Here is a 24,279-nt window from a genome sequence, read left to right as displayed (position 1 = left end):
GTGCAGCTATTAGCCCGATCGATTGCTCTGGCATTCAACAATCTTCCTCGACCTCATCGCCTCATGCTGGGGTCTTTGACCATCGTTACTCTTGCTGTTGCCGTCTGGAAACCCGTTGTTTATGAATTGGATCAAGATGGATATCAGGGGAAACCTCTAGCAAAGCAAATTATGCTCGACAGCCAGCAGATGCGATCTCTGCTGCCTGAAGCCAGCGAACCCATTGACGAAGACACGCCAGCCACTACCGATATCCCGCAAGACGAGCTCGATGATAAAACCGAGAACGAGAAGGGTGTTCACGAATACGTGGTCTCTACCGGTGATACCCTCAGCAGCATTCTGAATCAGTACGGCATTGATATGTCGGACATCACGGCGCTGGCATCCAGCAACAGCGATTTGCGCAATCTGAAGATAGGCCAGCAGCTGTCATGGACCTTGAATGACGACGGCGATCTCCAGCGCGTAACCTGGGAGAAGTCGCGTCGTGAAACGGTGACTTTCGATCGCAGCGGAACGGGTTTTAAAGCCTCGACAGAAACGCTGAAAGGCGAGTGGCAGGACCAGGTCCTTAAAGGCACGCTCGACGGTAGCTTTGTCAGCAGCGCCAAAGAGGCCGGGCTTACCAATGCCGAAATTGGCGCTGTGGTAAAGGCCCTGCAATGGCAGATGGATTTCAGAAAACTGCGCGCAGGCGATCAGTTCTCGGTTTTAATGTCGCGCGAAATGCTCGATGGCAAGAGCCAGCAGAGCGAACTTTCGGGCGTGCATTTGCGCACGGGCGGTAAAGATTATTACGCCATTCGTGCTGAAGACGGCAAGTTCTACGACCGCTCGGGTAGCGGCCTCGCACGCGGCTTCCTGCGCTTCCCGACCCTCAAGCAGTATCGCGTTTCTTCAAACTTTAACCCGCGTCGTCTAAACCCGGTCACCGGGCGTATCGCCCCACATCGCGGTGTAGATTTTGCGGTACCCATTGGTACGCCGGTACTGGCCGTCGGCGACGGTGAAGTAATGGTAGTGAAAGGAGGGGGAGCAGCCGGTAACTATGTGGCCATTCGCCACGGGCGTCAATATATGACCCGCTATATGCACCTGCGCAGGGCGTTGGTCAAACCGGGGCAGAAAGTGAAGCGTGGCGATCGCATTGGTTTATCGGGCAATACCGGTCGTTCCACCGGGCCTCATCTGCATTTTGAAGTATGGATCAATAATATTGCCGTTAACCCGCTTACCGCCAAGCTGCCGCGTTCAGAAGGCTTGAGCGGTAAAGACCTTAAAGACTATCTGGCAACCGTGCGTGAGGTCATGCCTCAGCTAAAAATCTGAACCTTTTCCTTTGGTTGAATACTGTCGCCCGTAAATTCGGGCGATAACATTCATTGCAAATTAATTCTTGGCACTTATCATTGGAAGATTGGATTTTATAATTAGTATAAAAAGCTTATGAGTTAACGGATGCAATCAGAAAAAAAATCAACTGTGGAATTTATTCCACAGTTTCAAAAAGCCTTCTTTCATCCGCGCTATTGGGGCATTTGGCTGGGTGTCGGCGTAATGGCAGGATTGGCGTGCCTTCCCGCCTCTTTTCGTGACCCGCTATTGGGCGGACTAGGCCGTTTGGTGGGCAAATATGCCAAGGGTGCCAGACGTCGGGCGCAGATCAACCTGTTTTATTGTCTGCCAGAGCTATCTGAAGCGCGTCGTGAAGAGATCATTGATGATATGTTCGCCGCAGCTCCGCAGTCGATGGTGATGATGGCCGAGTTGGCGATTCGTGGTAAGACCAAAAGTATTCAGCAACGGGTGCACTGGCACGACCGCGAGATCATCGAAAAGCTTAAGGCCGAAGGGAAGAACATTATTTTTCTGGTCCCGCACGGCTGGGCAGTGGATGTCCCGGCGATGCTGCTGGCCGCAGAGGGTCAGCCGATGGCTGCGATGTTCCATAATCAAAGGAATCCGCTCACTGACTATTTGTGGAACGCGGTGCGACGCCGTTTCGGTGGGCGCATGCATGCCCGTAATGACGGCATCAAGCCGTTTATCAGCTCGGTGCGTCAGGGATATTGGGGCTATTATCTTCCCGATCAGGACCACGGTGCCGAACACAGTGAGTTTGTCGATTTCTTTGCCACTTACAAAGCTACGTTACCGGCAGTGGGTCGCTTGATGAAAGTCTGCCGTGCCGAAATCGTGCCGCTGTTCCCGGTTTACAATGGCAGCGAGCATCGGCTGGATATTTTTGTGCGTCCGCCGATGTACGATTTAGCCACCGCCGACGATGTTACTATCGCCCGTCGTATGAACGAAGAGGTTGAGGTGTTGGTGGGGCCAAATCCAGAGCAATATACCTGGATCCTCAAGCTGCTGAAGACCCGTAAAGATGATTTGAAAGAGCCTTACGATCGCGACGAACTTTATCCCTATAAGTGATTTTCAGAAGCTAGCATCGGAAAGAAAACGCTGCGGATTTTCATTTAGCGTTGTAAAAACAAAAAACCGGCCTTGGCCGGTTTTTTGTTGTCGGCAATCCGAGAGTGTAAATTAGTCGACAGTCAGTACGCGGGTGGTGTTGGTCGTGCCGGTAGTGCTCATCACATCACCCTGAGTGACGATAACAATGTCGCCGGACAGCAAGTAGCCTTTATCACGCAGCAGATTAACGGCGTCAACGGCGGCAACAACACCGTCGTTGTGGCTGTCGAAAAACACTGGCGTCACGCCGCGATACATCGCAGTGAGGTTCAGCGTGTGTTCATGCCGTGACATGGCAAAAATAGGCAGCCCCGAGCTGATTCGTGACATGATAAGCGGCGTTCTACCTGACTCGGTGAGAGAGATAATTGCAGTAACGCCTTTTTGATGGTTTGCCGCATACATTGCCGACATCGCAATCGTTTCTTCAATATTGTCAAATTCAATGTCAAGACGGTGCTTGGAAACATTGATACTTGGAATTTTCTCGGCGCCAAGGCAAACGCGTGCCATCGCGGCCACGGTTTCTGCCGGATATTGCCCTGCCGCCGTTTCTGCTGACAGCATTACTGCATCCGTTCCGTCCAGCACGGCGTTGGCAACGTCCATCACTTCCGCACGGGTTGGCATCGGGTTGGTAATCATTGACTCCATCATCTGCGTGGCGGTTATCACGGCGCGGTTGAGCGTGCGAGCGCGGCGGATCAGCTTCTTCTGAATACCCACCAGCTCAGGATCGCCGATTTCAACCCCCAGATCACCACGAGCCACCATCACTACGTCAGAGGCCAAGATAATGTCATCCATGGCTGCGTCCGAGGCCACGGCTTCTGCACGTTCAACTTTAGAAACGATCTTGGCGTGACAGCCTGCATCGCGCGCCAGACGGCGAGCGTAGTTAAGGTCTTCACCCGTGCGCGGGAAAGACACGGCCAGGAAATCAACGCCAATTTTTGCAGCAGTGATAATATCGGCTTTGTCTTTTTCGGTCAGCGCTTCGGCTGAAAGGCCGCCGCCCAGCTTGTTGATGCCTTTATTGTTAGACAGAGGGCCGCCCACCGTGACTTCGGTAAACACTTTAACACCCTGAACTTCCAATACTTTTAATTGCACACGGCCGTCATCGAGCAGCAAAATATCGCCGGGCACGACGTCTGCGGGCAGCCCTTTATAATCGATACCGACTTTTTCTTTATCGCCTTCACCTTTGCCCATATTGGCATCAAGCAGGAACTTATCGCCAATATTGAGAAAGACTTTGCCTTCTTTGAAGGTGGAAACTCGAATCTTTGGACCTTGCAGGTCGCCAAGAATAGCGACATGACGACCAAGTCTGGCGGCGATTTCGCGCACTTTATCAGCACGAAGCTGGTGATCTTCCGGAGTGCCGTGAGAGAAGTTGAGGCGAACAACGTTGGCACCGGCGGCAATCACTTTTTCAAGATTATTGTCGCGGTCCGTTGCCGGGCCGAGGGTGGTGACGATTTTGGTTCTTCTGAGCCTTCTGGACATGCATTACTCCGTTGACTTGTTAGGCATTGGTATTGCTAAAATCCGGTTATCAACATAAAGGGTGATGATTGTAATTTTAATACAAAATTATGACACCCTTCGCATGACTAAAGCCGTTGATATCCCGTCAATTTTGTCTGGTTCTTGGCAGCTGTAGTAATAAAGTACCCACTCATCTGGACCAGACCCTGGTATTTAACAACATTGTAACAAAGGTATTCAGATAAAAACATCAGCAACCTCACGCAATTATTCTGAGCGAGGGGGAGCCGATACCCCTTTATCAAAGCGCGAATCTCGCAGGGATTCTTTGACCCGCTTCAGGTTATCCCTGAATTTAGCGCCTCGGCGCAGAATAAATCCGGTCGCCAGTACATCAATCAGTGTTAGCTGGGCCAGGCGTGAAACCATTGGCATATATACGTCTGTGTCTTCCGGCACGTCAAGCAGCAGCGAGAGTGTCGCCTCATAGGCCAGAGGGGTATCACGGGAAGTGATAGCAATCACCGTGGCGTCGTTTTCACGGGCAAGATGAGCAAGCTCCACTAAGTTTTTCGTGCGGCCGGTATGAGAAATCAGCACTACAACGTCGCCATCGCCCGAATTCATACAGCTCATTCGTTGCATTACGATATCATCAAAATATATTACCGGAATGTTAAAACGGAAAAACTTGTTCATTGCATCATGTGCCACAGCAGCCGAAGCGCCAAGCCCGAAGAACGAAATTTTCTTCGCCTGAGTCAGTAAATCGACTGCCCGGTTAACCGCTGTGATGTCCAATGTGTTTTTGACCTGCTCAAGACTGGCCATGGCAGATTCAAAAATTTTGGCACTGTAGGCTTCGACGCTGTCAGTTTCTTCGACATTGCGGTTTACGTATGGCGTTCCGTTAGCCAGACTTTGGGCTAACTGAAGTTTGAAGTCAGGGAATCCTTTGGTTTCGAGACGGCGGCAAAAGCGGTTAACGGTGGGTTCACTTACATCCGCCATTTTTGCCAGCGTGGCGATACTTGAATGGATGGCAGTTTGGGGGTCAGCAAGGATAACTTCGGCAACCTTTCTTTCAGATTTGCTGAGGATATCCAAAAAGCTGAGTATTTTTTCCAGCGTATTCATGGGCGACCACTCGATAGGTTTCATCGATTTCAACGAAAAGGAGAAATCATGTCAGTTTGATGAAAATATACTACGACGGTGAAGGTGGTGGCAGACACAATCTGGTGAAATCCAAGCTTTTTTTTCCAGACTATGAGCTAGATCTAAGTTTCAATATGGTAATTAATGTTCAAATTTGTCATAAAATTACAGCAACCCTTGCTTACAGGTTAGCCGATTTTACAACCATGACAAATTATGTGGATTTTTATTCATTTATTAATGCCTTAGATCTTGGTTTACTGCCTCTGCCCGATCAGAGTACATTGTTGCTGAAACGCAAATCGGTTGAAATAAAATTACAATCTACCCAAAAGCAAAGGGTATATCCTGCTCTAAGGAGAAGAACATGGCGGTAAACCAACCTGCCCAGGCGTGTGACCTGGTAATATTCGGTGCTAAAGGCGATCTGGCTCGCCGTAAGCTGTTGCCTTCCCTGTATCAGCTGGAAAAGGCTGGGCACATTCATGACGACACCAAAATCATTGGTGTAGGCCGTGCCGAATGGGATAAAGCAGCTTATACCGAAGTGGTAAAAGAAGCGCTGACCACCTTTATGAAAGAGAAGCTGGACCCTGAACTGTGGGAAAAACTTTCCGCGCGTTTAGAGTTCTGTAATCTCGACGTCAACGATCAAAAGCATTTCAACCGTCTCGGTAAAATGCTTGATACCAGCAAGCGCACCACCATCAACTATTTCGCTATGCCGCCAAGCACCTTTGCCGCTATCTGTAAAGGTTTGGGTGAAGCAGGTCTGAACAAAGAGCCTGCGCGCGTGGTTATGGAAAAACCGCTGGGTACCGATCTTAAATCCTCTCAGGAAATCAACGACGGCGTTGCCGAGTATTTCAACGAGACCCAGGTTTATCGTATCGACCACTATTTGGGTAAAGAGACCGTTCTTAACCTGCTGGCGCTGCGTTTTGCCAATAACCTGTTTGCTTCCAACTGGGATAACCGCACCATCGATCATGTGCAGATTACTGTGGCGGAAGAAGTCGGTATCGAAGGCCGTTGGGGTTACTTCGATAAAGCCGGGCAGATGCGTGACATGATTCAGAACCACTTGCTGCAGATCCTGACCATGATTGCCATGTCACCTCCGGCGGACCTGAGCACTGACAGTATCCGTAACGAAAAAGTTAAGGTGCTGCGTTCACTGCGCCGTATCGACCAGTCCAACGTGCGTGAAACCACCGTTCGTGGTCAGTACACTGCGGGCTTCGTACAGGGCAAAAAAGTACCTGGCTACCTCGAAGAAGAGGGCGCAATTAAAAATAGCAACACTGAGAGCTTTGTCGCCATTCGTGTTGATATCGACAACTGGCAGTGGGCGGGCGTGCCGTTCTACCTGCGCACCGGTAAGCGTTTACCTGCGAAATGCTCAGAAGTTGTGGTCTATTTCAAGACTCCGGCCCTGAACCTGTTCAGCGACTCTTATCAGCAGCTGCCGCAGAATAAACTGACGATTCGTCTTCAGCCGGACGAAGGTATCGAAATCGAAGTACTGAACAAAGTGCCGGGTCTGGAGCATAAACATCGCCTGCAAACCACTAAACTGGATCTCAGTTTCTCGGAAACCTTCCACGAAGAGCACATTGCCGATGCTTACGAGCGTTTGCTGCTGGAGACCATGCGCGGTATCCAGGCGCTGTTTGTACGCCGCGACGAAGTTGAAGAAGCCTGGAAATGGGTCGACGGCATCGTCAACGCATGGTCGGCAGAGAACGAAGCACCTAAGCCTTATCAGGCGGGTACTTGGGGACCTGTTGCCTCAGTGGCAATGATTACCCGAGATGGTCGTTCATGGAACGAGTTCGGCTAATCCTCCGTATTTTAACGCTACGTCAGGACTATGAGGCACCACATGGCCAATTTCGTCGAAATTTCCGGTGCGACTGCGTTAAAGAATCTGGCCGGTAAAATGGCTGACGCATTGAGGCAGGGCATTGCTGAACGAGGTCAGGCCACGCTGATAGTTTCAGGCGGCAGAACGCCGCTTGAACTTTTTCGGCAGCTTTCCCGTCAGGAGCTTGACTGGGGAAGGGTGACTATCACCTTGGCCGATGAGCGTTGGGTTGCCAGCGATAACGGTTCCAGCAATGAAAAGATGGTGCGCAATAGTCTGTTGCAAAGCGAGGTGGCGAAAGCCACCTTTATTGCATTAAAAAACGACGCCTTGACTGCGCTGGAGGGGGAAGCTCGTGCTGAACAGGCGCTGACGGCTTTACAGTTGCCTGCAGACGTCACACTTCTGGGCATGGGCGTTGACGGGCATATTGCCTCCCTGTTTCCCGGCAGTGCCAGTCTGCCCAGAGCGCTGGATTTGCAGTCGACTAAACGTTGCATCGCGATTACCCCGATAACCGCGCCCATTGAGCGCATGACGCTGACGTTACCCGTGCTTCTCAACAGTCGTCGAATCTATTTACTGTTGGCCGGTGAATCCAAACGCGAGGCTTACGAGCGCGCCGATAAGGGCACCGATCAAAATGAAATGCCCGTGAGGGCACTGCTGCATCAACAACAGACGCCGGTAGAGGTCTATTGGACCCCATAGCGGACATAAATGGAGAAAATGATGAAGAACTGGAAAACAAGCGCAGAACAGATCCTGACCTCGGGACCGGTCGTGCCGGTTATCGTGATTAACAAGCTCGAACACGCGGTACCGCTGGCGAAAGCGCTGGTTGCCGGTGGCGTTCGCGTGCTGGAAGTGACTCTGCGCACGGCTTGTGCTATCGAGGCTATCAGGGCGATTGCGAAAGAAGTGCCAGATGCAATCCTTGGCGCTGGCACGGTGCTTAACCCGGCACAGTTAGCCGAAGTGACCGCTGCCGGAGCACAGTTTGCTATCAGCCCAGGTCTGACGGATGCGCTGCTGAAAGCTGCAAATGAAGGGTCTATTCCCCTGATTCCGGGTATCAGTACGGTATCAGAACTCATGCTGGGTCTCGATGCGGGTTTGCGTGAATTCAAGTTCTTCCCGGCCGAAGCCAACGGCGGCGTGAAAGCGCTGCAGGCCATCGCCGGGCCATTTCCTCAGGTACGTTTCTGCCCCACTGGCGGCATTACACCGGGCAACTACCGCGACTATCTGGCATTGAAAAGCGTGCTTTGTATTGGCGGATCCTGGTTGGTTCCTGCCGATGCATTGGAAAGCGGTGATTACGATCGTATCACTCAGCTGGCGCGTGAAGCCGTAGCGGGCGCAAAAGCTTAAAGATTGTCTGATGTCTTTTGATGAAAAAAAGCCTCCACCTCAAAAAAACGCCAGTTAGTTAACACTGAATGGCGTTTTTTCGTAAGACATTTTGACGGTCTTTCCTTCGTTATTCTCGAATAACTTCTTTCTCGTCTTGATGCCAGTAAAACTATTTTCTTTAGGCACTCAAGATCTCGCAGCAGTTCGGGTATGTGTCTTGGCGAACCAACAGGTATCCACCCAGCATATTTGTTGCCATTGACGTCGATTGAAACGCCGTTTTGATGGCTATCAGCCAGTCCTAACGATTTGGTGTAGGGAATATTACTGCTCAAGCGCCATACCGAAAATCCACTACACCTAATGTCCATCGGAAGGCGTCGTTTACGAAAGGTTACGTTCCTGTTTCGGCCAAAAACTGAATGATAAGCTCCAGGTCAAGAACATCGCCGAGGGCAGGAAGAGCATTGTTAGTTGTAGTGAAGGGGGAGATGAGGTCAAGCGATTGATAAATAAAACATATGAAAACAGAGCCTATTGCGGATTTTTTCGTAGTGAAGGGATCGTTCAACCGGCCTTTAACTGATCGTCATTACTTCATATCATGAGGCTTTCTGTAATGCTTACAGGAGTATTTTTTAGAATACTAACCGCTGTAGGGGCAAGTTTTTAATTCTGTTTATGTTTGATAATAAGTGTTGAGCTGACCTTTTAGGCTATAAATCGATCGATATACCTATACAATAAAAAAACGATATGAATCTTTGAGTTTCTTATAAATATTATGTATCAAAATCAATGATCTAATATTTTCTCTTCCAATTTAAATTTCAAACATTAAGATAATTTTCTAATGTTGTAAAATAAGCCAGAGCAAGATTTATAACTAATATTTCACTAAAGTTTGAGGGCCAGTAAATGAACTTTAATATTTACTACGACATGCGGGGAAACATAAACAATCGATTTCCTGTAATTTTTAATTAAATAATTTTAGTGAGAAAATTATGTCCGAATCAAAAGAAATTATTTTTCCTGATGTACTTGTTGCAGTCGATAATCAAGCACCCTACATTATGAGACCCATGGTAGATAAAAGTGGAAAAACTACTACGAGTATTGTTTGGCAGCCACGTGATGGAGATGCCAGTCTTAAAAGTTCATATACAGATGCAAAAAGAGTAAATATAAATGGAGTTGATACTGTTCTCGTTACACGAACGCGAAAAGCCCCTCATTTACTTGCAATTAATTATAAGACAGGGTTGACTTATTGGAATGAAATTGGCAAATCATTAAGTGATTTAACGGGAGGGATTCATTCGGCAACCTATGTAGATAGCCCTACAGGAAAAGGCAGTATTATGGTGACTGCTCCCTCGGATAAAAAAGATGAAAAGAACGTGAGTATGTTATATATTGGTATGCAGGCTAAACAGGAAGAAAAATATATAAAATGTAATTTTATTGCTAGCCACGCATGTATGTGGATCGATCAGGGAGATGGCCCTGGAGGCGGTTTTCTGTGGGTTGTGGGGCGTGATACACCTCAGGTTGGTGACGATGCCAAAAGTGGAAAGTGTTTATTAAAAAAATACTTTCCTTCGGAAGATGGCGATATTAATCATCACCCTGCTGAAGATATTATCCTAGTAGATAGTCCAGACAATCTGGAGTATATGGATCAGCCTGAATATTGGGAAGGACCACATGATATTGCTCGGCCAGACAAAAATACTTTATGGATTACTACAGAATCGCAGGTGTTAGCCTTTGACCTTAGGAAGAATGGGAAAGTAACTACCGTATCAAATCATAAGTTAATGGCAGAAAATGAGAAAAAAACACCGAAGAATAATAAAATACCGAGTGCAGAACATGGTTCTGCAACGAATCTCAAGTGTCTAAGCTGTAAGGATGGACTTATTCTTTATACCCAAACGACGAGCGATCACACTAGTACTAATACATTTTGCATTGTTAAAGATGGTGTTAGATATGACTTTGACGCTGGCGGGCAAGTGTATAAAGCTCGATGGGCCTGATCGCCGAAAATATTTAATACTCTGCATTTAATGATTTAAAAAATAATTTCCCAATCTATATAGTTAATATTTAAGGCATAGTGCTATTTAACTATGCCTTAAATGTTATAGCTTAAATCGCCGCAATAACTTTGATTTCAACTTTATATTTCGGATTCATCAGCTTCGCCTGCACGGTGCAGCGCACTGGCGCATTGCCCGGTGAAACCCATGCATCCCAGGCTTCGTTCATGGCGGCAAAATCATTACCGTCGACCAGGAAAATGGTTGCATCAAGAATTTTACTTTTGTGTGAGCCCACTTCGACTAAAGCGGCATCAATAATTGCCAAAGTCTCGGCGGTTTGATCTTTAGCGTTGGCATCCAGATTTTCCGGCACGCTGGTGTAATAAACGATACCGTTATGGACGACGATATCTGACATGCGGGGTTCGGGTCTAATGCGTTGAATTGACATGAAGAGTACTCCTGAAAGTCGCTGTTTTATTGATGGGCAATAGAGTAGCACATCATTGGACGGCAATGGACTTACAGATGGTGGTGGTACAGGAGGTCAAGGATTGGCATAATCAGCGCTGATTTAACTACTGTAGGTTTAGCGTGATAGACGATTTCGCAACAGACGGCGCACTGGCGCAGAAAATTGAGGGTTTCAAACCCCGTGAACCACAGCGTCTGATGGCGAACGCCGTTGCTCTGGCGATTCAAAACAAGCAAGGTCTGGTGGTCGAAGCGGGAACGGGAACGGGCAAAACCTATGCCTATCTCGCACCCGCGCTGCGATCCGGTAAAAAAGTGATCATTTCGACCGGCTCCAAGGCCCTGCAGGATCAGCTGTATTCCCGTGACTTGCCAAAAGTAGCCAGCGCATTGAAATTCAAGGGTAAGTTGGCATTGCTGAAAGGCCGCTCCAACTATCTGTGTCTAGAACGTCTCGATCAGCAGTCAATGGCCGGCGGGGAACTGGCTAGCCAATCACTGAGTGACCTCGCACATTTACGCAGTTGGTCGGCTAAAACGGAAGAAGGTGATATCAGCACCTGCAACGTCGTGGCTGAAGACAGCTATGTCTGGCCGCTGGTCACCAGCACCAACGACAACTGTCTGGGCAGCGATTGCCCGATGTATAAAGAGTGTTTTGTGGTGAAGGCCCGTCGCAAAGCGATGGACGCCGACGTCGTGGTGGTTAATCATCACCTGTTTATGGCCGATATGGTGGTCAAGGAAAGCGGCTTTGGTGAGTTAATCCCAACGGCTGACGTGATGATTTTCGATGAAGCGCATCAGATCCCCGATATCGCCAGCCAATATTTCGGGCAGCAGCTGTCCAGTCGCCAATTGCTGGACCTGTCGAAAGACATCACCATTGCCTACCGCACAGAAGTTCGTGATTCCGCTCAGTTGCAAAAGAGCGCTGACCGCCTGAGCCAAAGCGCACAGGATTTTCGTCTGGCTTTGGGAGAACCGGGTTACCGTGGCAATCTTCGTGACGTGCTGGCTGATAGCAGCATTCAACGCGCGCTGCTGTTGCTTGATGATGCGCTGGAGCTTTGTTACGACGTCATGAAACTTTCGCTGGGCCGCTCCGCGCTGCTCGATGCGGCGTTTGAACGAGCCACGCTTTACCGCAATCGCCTAAAACGCCTCAAAGATGTCAACGTGCCGGGCTACAGCTACTGGTATGAATGCAATTCACGGCATTTCGTTCTGGCGCTGACGCCGCTGTCGGTGACGGATAAATTCCGCGAGCTGATGCAAGACAAACCCGGCGCCTGGGTGTTTACCTCGGCAACGTTGTCTGTAAATGAAAAACTCGAGCATTTTACTCTTCGTTTAGGCCTGGACGGTGCGAAAACGCTGCTGCTGGCGAGTCCGTTTGACTATGCCAATCAGGCGCTGCTTTGCGTGCCACGCTATTTGCCTTCACCTAATGAACGGGGTGGCTCACGGCAATTGGCGCGCATGTTGCGCCCGCTGATTGAAGCTAACAAGGGGCGCTGTTTCTTCCTTTGTACCTCACATCAGATGATGCGCGAACTGGCCGAAGAGTTTCGAGCCAGCATGACTCTGCCGGTGCTGGTGCAGGGTGAGACCAGCAAAGGCCAGCTGCTTAGCCAGTTTGTCGAGGCCGGTAATGCGCTGTTGGTCGCGACCAGCAGTTTCTGGGAAGGGGTCGACGTTCGCGGGGAGGCGCTGTCGCTGGTTATCATCGATAAACTGCCGTTTACCTCCCCTGATGACCCGCTGCTTAAGGCTCGAATTGAAGACTGCCGTCTGCGCGGCGGCGATCCGTTCAATGAGGTGCAACTTCCCGACGCAGTGATTACCCTGAAACAGGGCGTTGGCCGCTTAATCCGTGATACCGACGATCGCGGTGTGATGGTTATCTGTGATAACCGGCTGGTGATGCGTCCCTACGGGGAGTTATTTATCAATAGCTTACCGCCGACACCGCGCACGCGCTCGCTCGATCAGGCAATTCAGTTTTTACAAAAGAACTAATTGCTTATGCTATCATCGCCCTATAAACACAATTTCTATTTTTATCCCGCCTGAGGTTTGGCATGTCCACGCGAATTTTAGCAATTGATACGGCGACAGAAGCCTGTTCGGTTGCGCTATACAACACTGCTTCATCGGATAAAGCTGGTGAGACGCTGGCTTATTTTGAGCTCTGCGCTCGTGAGCACACACAACGCATTCTTCCTATGGTCGAGCAAATTCTGGCGCAAGCTGGCTTGGCGCTTAATCAGCTTGATGCGCTGGCGTTTGGTCGCGGTCCGGGCAGCTTTACTGGCGTGCGTATCGGCATTGGTATTGCACAAGGTCTGGCTTTTGGTGCCGAACTACCATTGCTGCCTATTTCTACTCTGCAAACCATGGCGCAGGGAGCTTATCGCGAGACCGGTGCCGAGCGTGTTTTAGCCGCTATCGATGCCCGTATGGGTGAGGTCTACTGGGGCCAATTTACCCGCGAGTCAGAAGGTGTCTGGGCCGGAGAAGCTACTGAGGTAGTCATTAAACCTGAGCAGTTAGTCGAGCGAGAAGCCACTTATGAAGGTCGTTGGGCCACTGTGGGCACAGGTTGGCAAACCTATCCACAGTTATTAGGTTCAACGGCTGCTGAACTTGTGTCGGGTAATATCTTGTTGCCGCATGCCGAAGATATGCTGCCTCTTGCATTGGCTGCCTGGGAGCGTGGCGTTAGGGTTCGGGCCGAGCAGGCCGAGCCGACCTACTTGCGTAATGAAGTTACCTGGAAAAAACTTCCTGGTCGTTAAGCCTTTGTGACTTAACGCTCCTCTGGTTGCTAAAAGAAATACTATATTCAAGGTAATGAGCATGCCTAAGGTCTCCAAAACAAAATCAGGACTCGCTTTAGCTGCAGGTTTTTGCGTGTTGCTGCTTTCAGGATGCGTTATGCCGCAATCGATTCGCGGCACTACGCCGAATCCACAGCAAAACTTTGCGCTGGTTGAACGTAATCCACAAGTATATCAAGGGCAAGAGGTCCGTTTTGGCGGCCTTGTAGAGTCTGCGGTTTATGATGCCAAGAGTAATACAACTCAGCTTCTGTTAGCCGTATCTCCGCTTGATGGTCTAGGTCAGCCTGATCTGAATGCTCATTATCAGGGAATAGTGCTCGCGTACTGCGCGGGTTTTCTAAATCCCGAGGCTTATAAAGGTGCCGCTGTCACCGTAATCGGACCGGTTATTGGTTATCAGGATGTGGTAAGAAACCAGACCACTTATCGCTATATTCAAGTCAGAGTTAACGGTTTAAAAAACTGGGGCCAGGCGACGATGGATAATGATACGGCCAGACAAGAGGTCTACGACGAGTCGCAAACCTTCATAGCCGAAGAGTTTAATGATTCCCCGGCGGCAAGAGGTTGGCATGGCGAAAGAGTGGTCCCGCAGCAGCGCGATTTAAAGCGCCCATTATGGATTAATTCATCGCATCCCGTTGCGCCGCCTGAGCACAATGGAGGCTGGCAGCACAGGGGACCGAACGCGCATGATGGCAACTGGCAGCATGGAACACTGCCAGTGCAAGGTGGAAAAACGCCCCATGATAATCCAGGTAGCAGGCCTACGCCGCGTGAGATGCCGCCGATGCACATTACTCCTGTGCCGCATGCAATGCCGCAAATGCACAGCAATCCTGCGCCACATGAAGCGCCACATATGCATAGTGCTCCTCCTCCGTATCGGCCGCCGACACTAAAGAAATAGCCGGCTCCTTGAATAGTATTTAACAGTGGGCGTTTCTGTCGCTGCTCACTGGATGTTCCAGAAATTGCGCCAGGTTTTGTACCTGAAGTTATTACACGATCAATGCCTTTAAAGTGTTTTGCAGCAGATTTATACCAGCAACTTGTGCATCAATTCGTTGTCGAAATAATTAATATATCCAGAGGTAATTACCATGCGTAAAATCTCTAAAGGTAAAAAGGGATGGGTATTAGCAACCAGTTTCTGTGCGTTGCTGCTTTCCGGCTGTGTCACTGTTCCAGATTCAATTCGTGGATCCACGGCAACGCCACAAATGAATTTGGCAGCGGTGCAGGGTGCTCCGCAAATTTATGTCGGACAGGAAGCGCGTTTCGGCGGTCGTGTCGTCTCTGTCATTAACGAGAATAATAAAACCCGACTTGAAATTGCCGCGATGACATTGGACTCGGGAGCTCGCCCTATTCTCGGCCAGCCAACTTTGGGTCGGTTTGCAGCTTATTACAATGGATTCCTGGACCCGATTGATTTTAAAAACCAGCTAATCACCGTGGTAGGGCCAATTACGGGTTCTGAAAACGGTGCCGTGGGTCAGGCTTCTTACCGTTATGTCACAGTGAATATGAATAGCTATAAACGCTGGCGAGAAGTTACTGAGGTGGCGATGCCTGTACAACCTGTAGGTCCTTGGGGTTGGGGGTACGGTGGTCCCTGGGGCCCGGGATTTGGCCCTGCATGGGGAGCCTATGACTTCGGGCCGGCACGCGTGCAGACCGTCGTGACAGAATAATTAACCACCGCTAAAATAATTGGCGAGTGTCGAAGTTTTTATCTGGCGGGATTTTTCCCGCCATTTCAAACGCAAATTAATTTGACCTCCATCAAGCTTTAATTAACAACCTATCAGTACTTGACGTTTCATGTGGATTTTCTGTAATACTGTGAGAGACCCTGCAACTCTGGATGTGAACGCAGGTTATTAACTCCCCAATCACAGGAACGTGAATATGAATAATTATCCAATCAAAGACATGATGCTGCCAACATCCTGGAGCACAGTAAGTATTACTCCAGACGATATAAAAAATAAAATGGACTATTTTTTTGGTCTTCACTTTGAGTATTGTCTGGAGGAAGGGGATACTCTCCCATCTGCAAAAGATATTATCGTGACGTTAGATATCAACACGGCAAGGATAATGATCGAAAATATCCAGTCGTGGGTGGATTATATTCAAAGCGATTCCTCTATTCCCTATGGTCTGGTGGGGCATTAACTGATCGGAGTTAACGGAATAACTAATAAACAGCACGGCATTTTCTCAAGTGGTTTTTAGACGTAATACACGCAACAAAATAATTGACGTTTCATTGATGCTAACTGGCGGCTCTGTGCCGCCTTTTTATTGATGTCTGGTTATTATTCACCAAATAAATATCATAAATTTTGTCATTTTAATTATTAATAAATAGTCAGTGATTTATAAAAAAAAGCCAGCGCTAAGGCTGGCTTAAGGAGTAAACGGGTGCTGTGGGATCTCTACCTGAAAACCTGGCGGCGAACTCATGTACGCCGCCAGTTGTATTACCTCGTGGTTTCACAGGCCATTAAAGCCACTACCTCCTTTATTCCGTCGCTGAAGCGAATTTCACACAGTGAATCTCTGGTCATCCATGTAAACGACAATAGCGTTACACAAATAACTATCAGACCGGCAATAAAAAGCATTAGTGAGTTCATAGCGTGTTTTCCCTTGCGTTTAAGCAAATGAGGCGCTACCTTTATGTTTCTGGGCATAAAGAGCGGCTCCTGGTTAAGATTATCTAATCAGGGGCTTTTCTCTTTTTATCCCTTGTATACTCTCCTTCAAATAAAAAATCCTAATCGAAAAAGATAACTCGGAATAAAAAGATCCGAGCACCCGAAAAGACTGTATCAGTAATTAAACTGTAATGCCCCAAATAATATTTTTGTTAAATAAATTAAAATTACACTGCAGTGTTTTTTCGACGGTGATTAATTTATTAGCTTTTCGATTAACTGATTTGGTTAAAGCTATTAAGTTATGAGTTAAAGTTTCAGGAAAATTACCCAAGTATAAACTTACTGGATATTTAACTGCCCGCAGAAGAGTTTTTCAGCATATAGCGTTAACAGCGAGTTTTGCTGATGCCACAGCCCCAATAATACCGCGGACACATGGAATCAATCACTCTTAGCCGCTATACTTGAGTAACCTAATGATTTATCGAACTTTGTCCCATTCGGATTAACGTGCTTTACTAATGAGTAAACAGGGTTGGGATTTAAAATTAGTGACGCGGCTCTCAACCTAAACATTGTTTGAATCTCGTCTGGTAAGATGAGTTAAAATATTGTTAATTGCATGGTAATAATGTGCCATTGAGAGCGCATTGGATAAAGATATCAGGAGTAATTCCTTGGAAAAGGTCTGGCTAAAACGTTACCCCGCAGATGTTCCCGAGAACATCGACCCTGATCGCTACAGCTCGCTGGTCGAGATGTTCGAAAACGCCACGCTGCGCTATGCTGATATCCCCGCCTTTATCAATATGGGTGAAGTGATGACCTATCGTCAGCTGGAGGAACGCAGCCGGGCTTTTGCTGCCTACCTACAGTCGGGACTTGGTTTGAAGAAGGGCGATCGCGTTGCGTTAATGATGCCCAATTTACTGCAGTACCCCATCGCACTGTTCGGGGTCCTTCGAGCCGGGATGGTCGTGGTAAATGTTAATCCACTCTATACTCCGCGTGAACTGGAGCATCAACTCAATGACAGTGGTGCGGCCGCTATCGTTATCGTCTCCAATTTTGCCCATACGCTGGAAAAAGTAGTTTTCAATACCCAGATTAAACATGTGATCCTCACTCAGATGGGCGATCAGCTTTCTCCGGCCAAGGGCACGCTAGTCAATTTCGTAGTCAAATATATCAAGCGGTTGGTGCCAAAATACGATCTTCCCAATGCCATTTCATTCCGCACGGTTATTCATCAAGGCCAGCGCATGCAATACAGCAAGCCTGAGGTGATTAACGACGATCTCGCCTTCCTGCAATATACCGGCGGCACGACGGGCGTAGCAAAGGGGGCGATGTTGACGCACCGCAATATGCAGGCCAATCTTGAGCAGGCCAAGGCGGCTTACGGACCTTTGCTGCGTCCCGGTCAGGAAGTGGTGGTCACCGCTTTGCCGCTATACCATATTTTTGCTTTAACTATTAACTGTATGTTCTTTATAGAATTAGGTGGGAAAAGTTTGCTGATCACCAATCCGCGAGATATTCAAGGGCTGGTAAAAGAATTGGCGCACTATCCGTTCACGGCAATAAGCGGGGTAAATACCTTGTTTAACGCCTTGCTTAATAATGACGATTTTAAAAAGCTCGACTTCTCGCATTTGCGACTCTCGGTCGGCGGCGGGGCAGCGGTACAGAAATCCGTTGCCGAACGCTGGCAGCAGCTTACCGGACTGCATTTGCTTGAAGGTTATGGCTTGACCGAATGCGCACCTTTGGTGACTGGCAATCCTTACGATCTCAAACGTTACAGCGGCAGCATTGGTTTACCGGTTCCTTCTACCGACGTTCGTTTAGTTGATGAAAACGGAGTTGATGTCGCCGACGGCGAGGCAGGGGAACTGCTGGTTAAAGGCCCCCAGGTTATGTTGGGTTACTGGCAGCGTCCCGAAGCCACCGATGAAGTATTAAAAGATGGCTGGCTCTCGACGGGGGATATCGCTACAGTGGACAACGACGGTTTCTTACACATCGTAGATCGAAAAAAAGATATGATTCTGGTCTCAGGATTCAACGTCTATCCCAATGAAATTGAAGAAGTTGTCTCGCAGCATCCGAAAGTGCTGGAAGTTGCAGCCATCGGTGTGCCAAGCCAGTCTACGGGCGAGAAGGTCAAAATTTGCGTGGTAAGGCGTGACCCGTCATTAACCGCCGAAGAGTTGCTTGACCACTGCCGACACAATCTTACGGGTTATAAGATGCCGAAAATTGTCGAGTTCCGCGACGAATTGCCGAAATCAAACGTTGGTAAAATTCTGCGCCGCGAACTTCGTGAAGAGGCAAGTAAACCGAAATCTGCCGATCGACAGAACGCCGCATAGTGTCTTAGTGCTGCTTTTTCCATCAGTCGAAGCTCTTGTTCATTCAACGCCGGATTAAGTCCGGCGTTTTCACGTTATAATGCAGGTAACGCGAAGCAGTAGTACTGTTTTCTAATGCCCGGCGGCAGGATGCAGGCCGAACCGGTTTCTAACAGCGAAAAGAGAAAAAGCTTTGAATTATCAGTTGATCGTTAGCAATGAAGAACTGGCAAAGGTTTGTCAGCAGGCGCAGCAGTTTAGTCAGGTTGCGCTAGATACCGAATTTGTCAGAACTCGTACTTACTATCCGCAGCTGGGTCTTATCCAGCTCTATGATGGTGAAAACCTTACGCTGATAGACCCTTTACCCATCACTGCCTGGCAGCCTTTTATTGATTTGTTGATCGATAAAAATGTGGTCAAATTTTTGCATGCCGGCAGTGAAGATCTCGAAGTTTTCATCAATGCCTTTGGCGTAATGCCAACGCCATTTATTGACAGCCAAATCTTGGCTGCCTTTAGCGGACGCCCTTTATCTTGCGGCTTTGCGCGTCTGGTTGCAGAAACAACGCAGATTGAACTGGATAAAAGCGAGTCGCGCACCGACTGGATGGCTCGCCCGTTAACGCAAAAGCAGTGTGATTACGCCGCCGCCGATGTGTTGTATCTGCTGCCACTGGCGCGCCAACTTGAGCAGGAAACCGTTGAAGCCGGCTGGATTGATGCGGCTCTCGACGAGTGTTTATCGCTGTGCCGCCGTCGTCAGGAAGTGTTGCAGCCAGAACTGGCCTATCTCGAAATTACCAATGCCTGGCAGCTGCGTCCGCGCCAGCTTGCCTGCCTGCAAAAGCTGGCGTCATGGCGTTTGACTCAGGCGCGTCAGCGCGATCTGGCGATTAATTTCGTCGTCCGTGAAGAAAATCTGTGGCAGGTTGCCCGCTATCAGCCGAAATCACTGGGCGAGCTGGAAGCTTTAGGCTTGAGCGGTCCTGAAATTCGTTATCATGGCCGTACCTTGCTGGCGCTGGTGGCTGAGGCTGAAACAGTCGAAGAATCTGCTTTGCCGGCCCCAATTTCAAATCTGATCGACAAGCCGGGCTACAAGAAAGTCTTCAAGGACATTAAAGCCCTGATCCAAACGGTGAGTGAGGAGACGGGGCTTAGCGTTGAGTTATTGGCTTCGCGTCGGCAGATTAATCAGCTACTGAACTGGCATTGGCAGCTGAAGACCAAAGAGCATGCGCCTGAGCTGGTCAGGGGCTGGCGTGGCAAACTATTGGCGGAAAGGCTAAGCGTTATTCTCGCAGAGTATTGATTGCCTAAAGTAATACTCAGCTCTGTTGTTATCAGACCTTAGGATTATTTATAAAGGCAGGGGAGCTGTTGTGAAAACTTCCCCATCATAATATTACTGATGGGGAAGGGATTGGTTCAGCGATTAGGCATGGCTGATTTCAGGAAGGGCGACTGATTGCAGTTCTGGATATTTTTGACGCAGTGAATCGAATAACGTACCAATAATCTGACTGCCTGCGGGTAATGTCCCCTGTTTTTCCAGAGACTCCATGGCATCAAAAAGTTTATGTTTAACAAAAAAACGCCAGACAATCGGTGTGCGAGACAAAATATCGGTCAGCACGTCATACCGCGCCTGCGTCCAGCGCAGTTCGAAATGCTCTCGATACGGGCCAAAACTAAAGTGCTCGGTTGTGAGTAACGGAGCTAATTGCTGACGTAAAAGCTGGGTGCGCTCTACGTCAATTTCGCCGTCATTTATCACTACCCCATAGCGCTGTTTTGCATTTTCCAATGAAACATAGCCACACTTCACATCATGCATCACGCTTTCAGGGTCTCGTTCAAACGGTGAGCCATAGCCGCCACCGCCTGCGCCCACTAGCCGAATAACGTCTCCTGCATTACAGGTCACGACGTCGGTATTGCCCAACACTTCGGCATCTTCTTGCTGTGGATTGCGGGTGAAAATTGCGTTCGCCCCTGATTGCCCCCCCAGCACGCCCCAGGATGCAAAATGGGTGCGGTCGCGGTTACGCGCAGTGACCGTGGTTCCCGGAGAGAAAATCTGAAACTCCATCATCAGGCCCAATCCACCGCGATACTTGCCCGCGCCGCCCGAGTCCGGTACCAGGCAATAACGATTGATGCGGATAGGCACCTCGGCTTCGTTGATTTCCACCGGAGTGTTACGCAAGAAGGCCACGTTGGCGCCTGAACCTTCCTCGCCGTCGCCAAACGGCATGCCGCCCGCGCCACCGCCTACCGGGCCGATAGATGCAATTACCGTGCGCCCGCTGCTGTCGATGGTTTTCACATTGAGGATAGCCAGCCCGCAGGCGGCACAGGCGGGAAGACGATCCGGCACGGCCTGCGAGAAAGCACCAAAGGTCAGCACGTGGGTCAGTTTACAGGTCAGGCTGCGCATGCCCACCGCCGCAGGTTGCACCGCATTCATCACTGTGCCTTCCGGCAGTACGCATTCGACGACGCGATCGAGACCGGCGTTGAGAAGAATATCCGGATTCAGGCTATACAAGACGTAGTGGAATCCCACCAGCGCCAGCGCGTGCCGCGTCATGCCACCGGTTGGCATATTCAGCGAGGAAAGCAACTGAGGATCGCTGCCGGTATAATCCATAATCGCGCTGTCGCCGTTGATTTTCAGCGTTAGCGCCACGCGCATGGGCTTGCCGTTGACGCTGTCTTCATCGGCATATTCGGCAAAGAAATACTCGCCGTCAGGAATGGTTTGCAAGATGCTTTTGGCCTGCAGTTCGGCGTAATCGAGTAGAGCATCGATCCCCTGAGAAAACGCTTCGGCACCAAAATGTTCAATCATTTCAAGCACACGCTTTTCGCCGTTGGCCAGCATCGCTAATTGGGCGTGCATGTCACCAATATTTTGCTCAGGGGCGCGGACGTTGGCGCTCATGATATCCACCAGCCGTTGATCCAAAACGCCTTCATTAACAATTTTGGTCGGCGGGATGCGAATACCTTCCTGCTGAATCTCGGTCAATGTGCGGGACAAAGACGCCGGAACCGCGCCGCCGACATCGGTATTGTGAATGTGTCCACCCACAAAGCAGATAATTTCACCGCGATAAAATACCGGCTTCCACATCACCATGTCCGGGCTGTGGGTCGCGACGTGACCGCTATAGGCATCGTTGGTCATGGCGACGTCACCGGGTTTATAGTGGTCGATCATCGATAACACCGGGCCATAATCGAGGCCGATATACCAGGTTGCACCCAGCGTTTTCGGCGAGGCAAAAGCTTTGCCATCCAGGCTAACCAATGCGCAGGAAAAATCTTCGGTCTCTTTGACGAAAGTCGAATGCGCCGTTCTCACCAGCGTGTAAGCCATGCTTTCAGCTGCTGCCACACAGTAATTGGCAAGAATTTGCAGCGTCGATTTATCAAATGCCATAAGTCATAACTCCTTTAATTTGCCAGTGTGGTGTTGGTTAGAACCAGGTTGCCCCAGTCATCAACTTGTGCGACGAAGCCGGGAAGAATGGCGGTGGTGGTATCATCCTGCGCGATAACGGCTGGGCCAGAGACTTGTTGACGAGCAAAAAGCTGGCTGCGCTGGTAAAGAGGAACATTTAAGAAGCCATCGTCCATCCAGACATCAATCAGTCGCAGCGGTTGTGGCGTTTCTTCGCGATGCTCCAGCGGTTGCAACACCGGTTTACTCACTTCACGGCTGGCGACCAGTCGCAGCGAGACGATTTGAATGGTGGCTTTTTCGTCGAAATAACCATAAAGCCGCTGATGTTCATCATGAAATGCCTGACGGATCGCTTCCAGGCGACGTTGCTGAATATCTTCTGCTGCAAGAGGGGTTTCAATCTCAAAAGATTGGCCTTTATAGCGCATCTCCGCCGAAAATATGAAACAAGCACCGGCAGGGTCGGCATTTTCGTTGATCAACCATTCTCTGGCTACGTTTTCAAGGTTATTGAAATCTTGCTCGATAGCCGGCAGAGTTTCTTCATTCAGTACTTCAAAGGTGATTTTCACAAAATCGTTTTTGATGTCGGCGACCAGACCGCCCAACGCGCTCAGTACTCCGGGCGTCACGGGCACCAACACTTCTCTGATACTCAGCGCGCGTGCCAGATAGCAGGCCATCATCGGACCCGCGCCGCCAAACGGCATCAGCGAGAACTGGCGCGGATCGATCCCAAATCGCGAAACCAGTCGGCTTATCCCGGCGTACATGCCCGAGATAGCCACGCGAATAATTGCCTCGGCGGTTTCTTCGGGGCGTTGTCCCAGCTGAGCGGCAAGCTCGCCAATAACCCGGCGTGCTGCTGCAACATCAACGTTTACGGCGTTATAACCCAATTCCGCCTGACCCAAAATTCCCAGGCTGGCGAAGGCATCGGTGATGGTTGCACGCGAACCGCCACGACCGTAGCACACTGGGCCTGGGGTGGAGCCAGCGCTTTCCGGTCCGACTTTTAGTACGCCAAAATCGTCAACCCAGGCAATCGAGCCGCCGCCGTCGCCAATAGACGTCACGGAAACCGAGGGAATATGAATCTGATAATCGCCAATAAACTCGCCGGTATCATACTGCGGCTGGCCGTCGACAATCAGTGCCACGTCGGCGGTGGTGCCGCCAATATCCAGACTCATTACGTTCGGGCGTTGGCACATGCGCGCGACCCAGGCCGCGCCGATCACACCCGAAGCCGTACCGGAGAGGATCATCTGCACGCAGTCTTTTTTGCCGTTCTCCGCGCTCATCACGCCACCGTTGGACTTGGTGACCTTCAGACCCGCCGGAACGCCGGCATTTTTCAGCGCCACTTCCAAAGCTCCCAGATAATGAGCCACGTGTGGCTGCACATAAGCGCCAATCACCGCCGTTTGTGTCCGTTCGAATTCTCGAATGATCGGCCAGACATCGCTGGAGCAACAGACGAAGAAGCCGGGGATGGCCTGTTCGATAATGGCTTTAACCTGATATTCGTGCGCCGGATTACGGTAGGCATGCAGCAGAGATATCACCACGCCCACGCAGCCGCTTTGCTGCAATTTTTCAACGGCGTTTAACACGCTGGCGACATCAACGGCAAGGATTTCATTGCCTTGAGCATCCATGCGTGCGTCAATGCCGAATACCCGATCGCGGCTAATCAGCGACTCGGGGCGCAGTGAAAACAGGCTATACATATCCGGCGTTTTCAAGCGGCCAAGATCGAGAACATCCTCAAAATGACGAGTGGTGATCAAGCCCAGGCGAGCACCTTTCTTCTGTACAACCGCGTTCACGCCCACCGTGGTGCCATGCGTAAAGTAGGTGACATCCGCAGGGTCGATACCGTAGCGCGCAGTGAGCTGGCGCATGCCTTCCAGCACTTCCTCGCCCGGTCTGTCGGGGCGCGAAAACACTTTGAGGCTCGAAAGCTTGCCGGTCTCGTCATCAAACACAGCCAAATCGGTAAAGGAGCCGCCGATATCCACCCCAATTCTTAAACCCATAATCACCTC

Annotated in this window: 20 protein-coding genes; 14 read left to right on the top strand and 6 right to left on the bottom strand. The window is 49.8% G+C overall.

The annotated features are described in order from the left end of the window. The gene (mepM, locus tag AB3G37_RS13735; protein WP_009635484.1) at positions 1–1,332 is read left to right on the top strand and encodes a murein DD-endopeptidase MepM; all 1,332 of its coding nucleotides are present in this window, start codon (positions 1–3) and stop codon (positions 1,330–1,332) included. 129 nt (positions 1,333–1,461) lie between these two features. Further along, a complete protein-coding gene (lpxM, locus tag AB3G37_RS13730; RefSeq protein ID WP_009635486.1) occupies positions 1,462–2,439 on the top strand; it encodes a lauroyl-Kdo(2)-lipid IV(A) myristoyltransferase in 978 nt (325 codons plus the stop codon). A 111-nt stretch (positions 2,440–2,550) separates the two neighbouring features. Here lpxM and pyk read toward each other — a convergent pair whose 3' ends face one another. Beyond that, the gene (gene pyk / locus AB3G37_RS13725) at positions 2,551–3,993 is read right to left on the bottom strand and encodes a pyruvate kinase (protein WP_009635487.1); all 1,443 of its coding nucleotides are present in this window, start codon (positions 3,991–3,993) and stop codon (positions 2,551–2,553) included. Between the two features lie 249 nt (positions 3,994–4,242). Continuing rightward, positions 4,243–5,112 (bottom strand): MurR/RpiR family transcriptional regulator, encoded by an 870-nt coding sequence (locus AB3G37_RS13720; RefSeq protein ID WP_009635488.1) that lies wholly within the window; start codon positions 5,110–5,112, stop codon positions 4,243–4,245. Between the two features lie 56 nt (positions 5,113–5,168). On the opposite strand from AB3G37_RS13720, the gene AB3G37_RS13715 reads away from it, so the two are divergent. The 5 genes from AB3G37_RS13715 to AB3G37_RS13695 all read left to right on the top strand — a co-directional run bounded on the left by AB3G37_RS13715 (position 5,169) and on the right by AB3G37_RS13695 (position 10,401). Beyond that, the gene (locus AB3G37_RS13715; RefSeq protein ID WP_369788140.1) at positions 5,169–5,510 is read left to right on the top strand and encodes a hypothetical protein; all 342 of its coding nucleotides are present in this window, start codon (positions 5,169–5,171) and stop codon (positions 5,508–5,510) included. Beyond that, positions 5,501–6,976 carry a glucose-6-phosphate dehydrogenase gene (zwf, locus tag AB3G37_RS13710; protein ID WP_009635490.1) on the top strand — a complete coding sequence of 492 codons (1,476 nt, stop codon included), beginning with the start codon at positions 5,501–5,503 and terminating at the stop codon, positions 6,974–6,976. The genes AB3G37_RS13715 and zwf overlap by 10 nt, the downstream gene beginning before the upstream one ends. Before the next feature lie 42 nt (positions 6,977–7,018). After that, positions 7,019–7,711: a 6-phosphogluconolactonase gene (gene pgl / locus AB3G37_RS13705; protein WP_369788139.1), complete on the top strand. Its 693-nt coding sequence runs from the start codon at positions 7,019–7,021 to the stop codon at positions 7,709–7,711. 21 nt (positions 7,712–7,732) lie between these two features. Beyond that, positions 7,733–8,374 carry a bifunctional 4-hydroxy-2-oxoglutarate aldolase/2-dehydro-3-deoxy-phosphogluconate aldolase gene (locus tag AB3G37_RS13700; RefSeq protein WP_009635492.1) on the top strand — a complete coding sequence of 214 codons (642 nt, stop codon included), beginning with the start codon at positions 7,733–7,735 and terminating at the stop codon, positions 8,372–8,374. A gap of 989 nt (positions 8,375–9,363) precedes the next feature. Next, positions 9,364–10,401 carry a hypothetical protein gene (locus AB3G37_RS13695; protein WP_369788138.1) on the top strand — a complete coding sequence of 346 codons (1,038 nt, stop codon included), beginning with the start codon at positions 9,364–9,366 and terminating at the stop codon, positions 10,399–10,401. Positions 10,402–10,513: 112 nt separating this feature from the next. On the opposite strand, the gene AB3G37_RS13690 is transcribed toward AB3G37_RS13695, so the two are convergent. Next, positions 10,514–10,858: a RidA family protein gene (locus AB3G37_RS13690; RefSeq protein ID WP_369788137.1), complete on the bottom strand. Its 345-nt coding sequence runs from the start codon at positions 10,856–10,858 to the stop codon at positions 10,514–10,516. Between the two features lie 143 nt (positions 10,859–11,001). Between AB3G37_RS13690 and AB3G37_RS13685 the strand changes: the two genes are divergently transcribed. From AB3G37_RS13685 to AB3G37_RS13665, 5 genes are all read left to right on the top strand, one after another. Next, entirely contained in the window at positions 11,002–12,903 is a 1,902-nt protein-coding gene (locus tag AB3G37_RS13685) for an ATP-dependent DNA helicase (RefSeq protein WP_369788136.1), read from the top strand. Between the two features lie 62 nt (positions 12,904–12,965). Further along, positions 12,966–13,682, top strand: coding sequence for a tRNA (adenosine(37)-N6)-threonylcarbamoyltransferase complex dimerization subunit type 1 TsaB (gene tsaB, locus AB3G37_RS13680; RefSeq protein WP_369788135.1), 717 nt, complete (start codon positions 12,966–12,968; stop codon positions 13,680–13,682). A gap of 61 nt (positions 13,683–13,743) precedes the next feature. Next, entirely contained in the window at positions 13,744–14,637 is an 894-nt protein-coding gene (locus tag AB3G37_RS13675) for a Slp family lipoprotein (RefSeq protein ID WP_369788134.1), read from the top strand. Between the two features lie 193 nt (positions 14,638–14,830). Beyond that, positions 14,831–15,424 carry a Slp family lipoprotein gene (locus AB3G37_RS13670; RefSeq protein ID WP_009635497.1) on the top strand — a complete coding sequence of 198 codons (594 nt, stop codon included), beginning with the start codon at positions 14,831–14,833 and terminating at the stop codon, positions 15,422–15,424. Between the two features lie 217 nt (positions 15,425–15,641). Beyond that, positions 15,642–15,911 (top strand): hypothetical protein, encoded by a 270-nt coding sequence (locus AB3G37_RS13665; protein ID WP_369788133.1) that lies wholly within the window; start codon positions 15,642–15,644, stop codon positions 15,909–15,911. A gap of 308 nt (positions 15,912–16,219) precedes the next feature. Here the strand turns inward: AB3G37_RS13665 and AB3G37_RS13660 are convergent, their stop codons facing one another. Then, a complete protein-coding gene (locus AB3G37_RS13660) occupies positions 16,220–16,306 on the bottom strand; it encodes a Hok/Gef family protein (protein WP_369790958.1) in 87 nt (28 codons plus the stop codon). Positions 16,307–17,076: 770 nt separating this feature from the next. Between AB3G37_RS13660 and fadD the strand changes: the two genes are divergently transcribed. Continuing rightward, complete coding sequence (gene fadD / locus AB3G37_RS13655) at positions 17,077–18,774, top strand: long-chain-fatty-acid--CoA ligase FadD (protein WP_369788132.1); 1,698 nt, start codon at positions 17,077–17,079, stop codon at positions 18,772–18,774. Between the two features lie 172 nt (positions 18,775–18,946). Then, entirely contained in the window at positions 18,947–20,068 is a 1,122-nt protein-coding gene (rnd, locus tag AB3G37_RS13650; protein ID WP_369788131.1) for a ribonuclease D, read from the top strand. Between the two features lie 123 nt (positions 20,069–20,191). On the opposite strand, the gene AB3G37_RS13645 is transcribed toward rnd, so the two are convergent. Both AB3G37_RS13645 and AB3G37_RS13640 read right to left on the bottom strand, forming a co-directional pair. Next, positions 20,192–22,204 (bottom strand): hydantoinase B/oxoprolinase family protein, encoded by a 2,013-nt coding sequence (locus AB3G37_RS13645; protein ID WP_369788130.1) that lies wholly within the window; start codon positions 22,202–22,204, stop codon positions 20,192–20,194. Positions 22,205–22,218: 14 nt separating this feature from the next. After that, positions 22,219–24,270 (bottom strand): hydantoinase/oxoprolinase family protein, encoded by a 2,052-nt coding sequence (locus tag AB3G37_RS13640; RefSeq protein WP_009635503.1) that lies wholly within the window; start codon positions 24,268–24,270, stop codon positions 22,219–22,221. Positions 24,271–24,279: the final 9 nt, after the last annotated feature.

It is taken from the genome of Rouxiella sp. WC2420 (assembly GCF_041200025.1).
GTDB lineage: Bacteria > Pseudomonadota > Gammaproteobacteria > Enterobacterales > Enterobacteriaceae > Rouxiella.
This window is presented reverse-complemented; position numbering and strand designations above follow the sequence as displayed.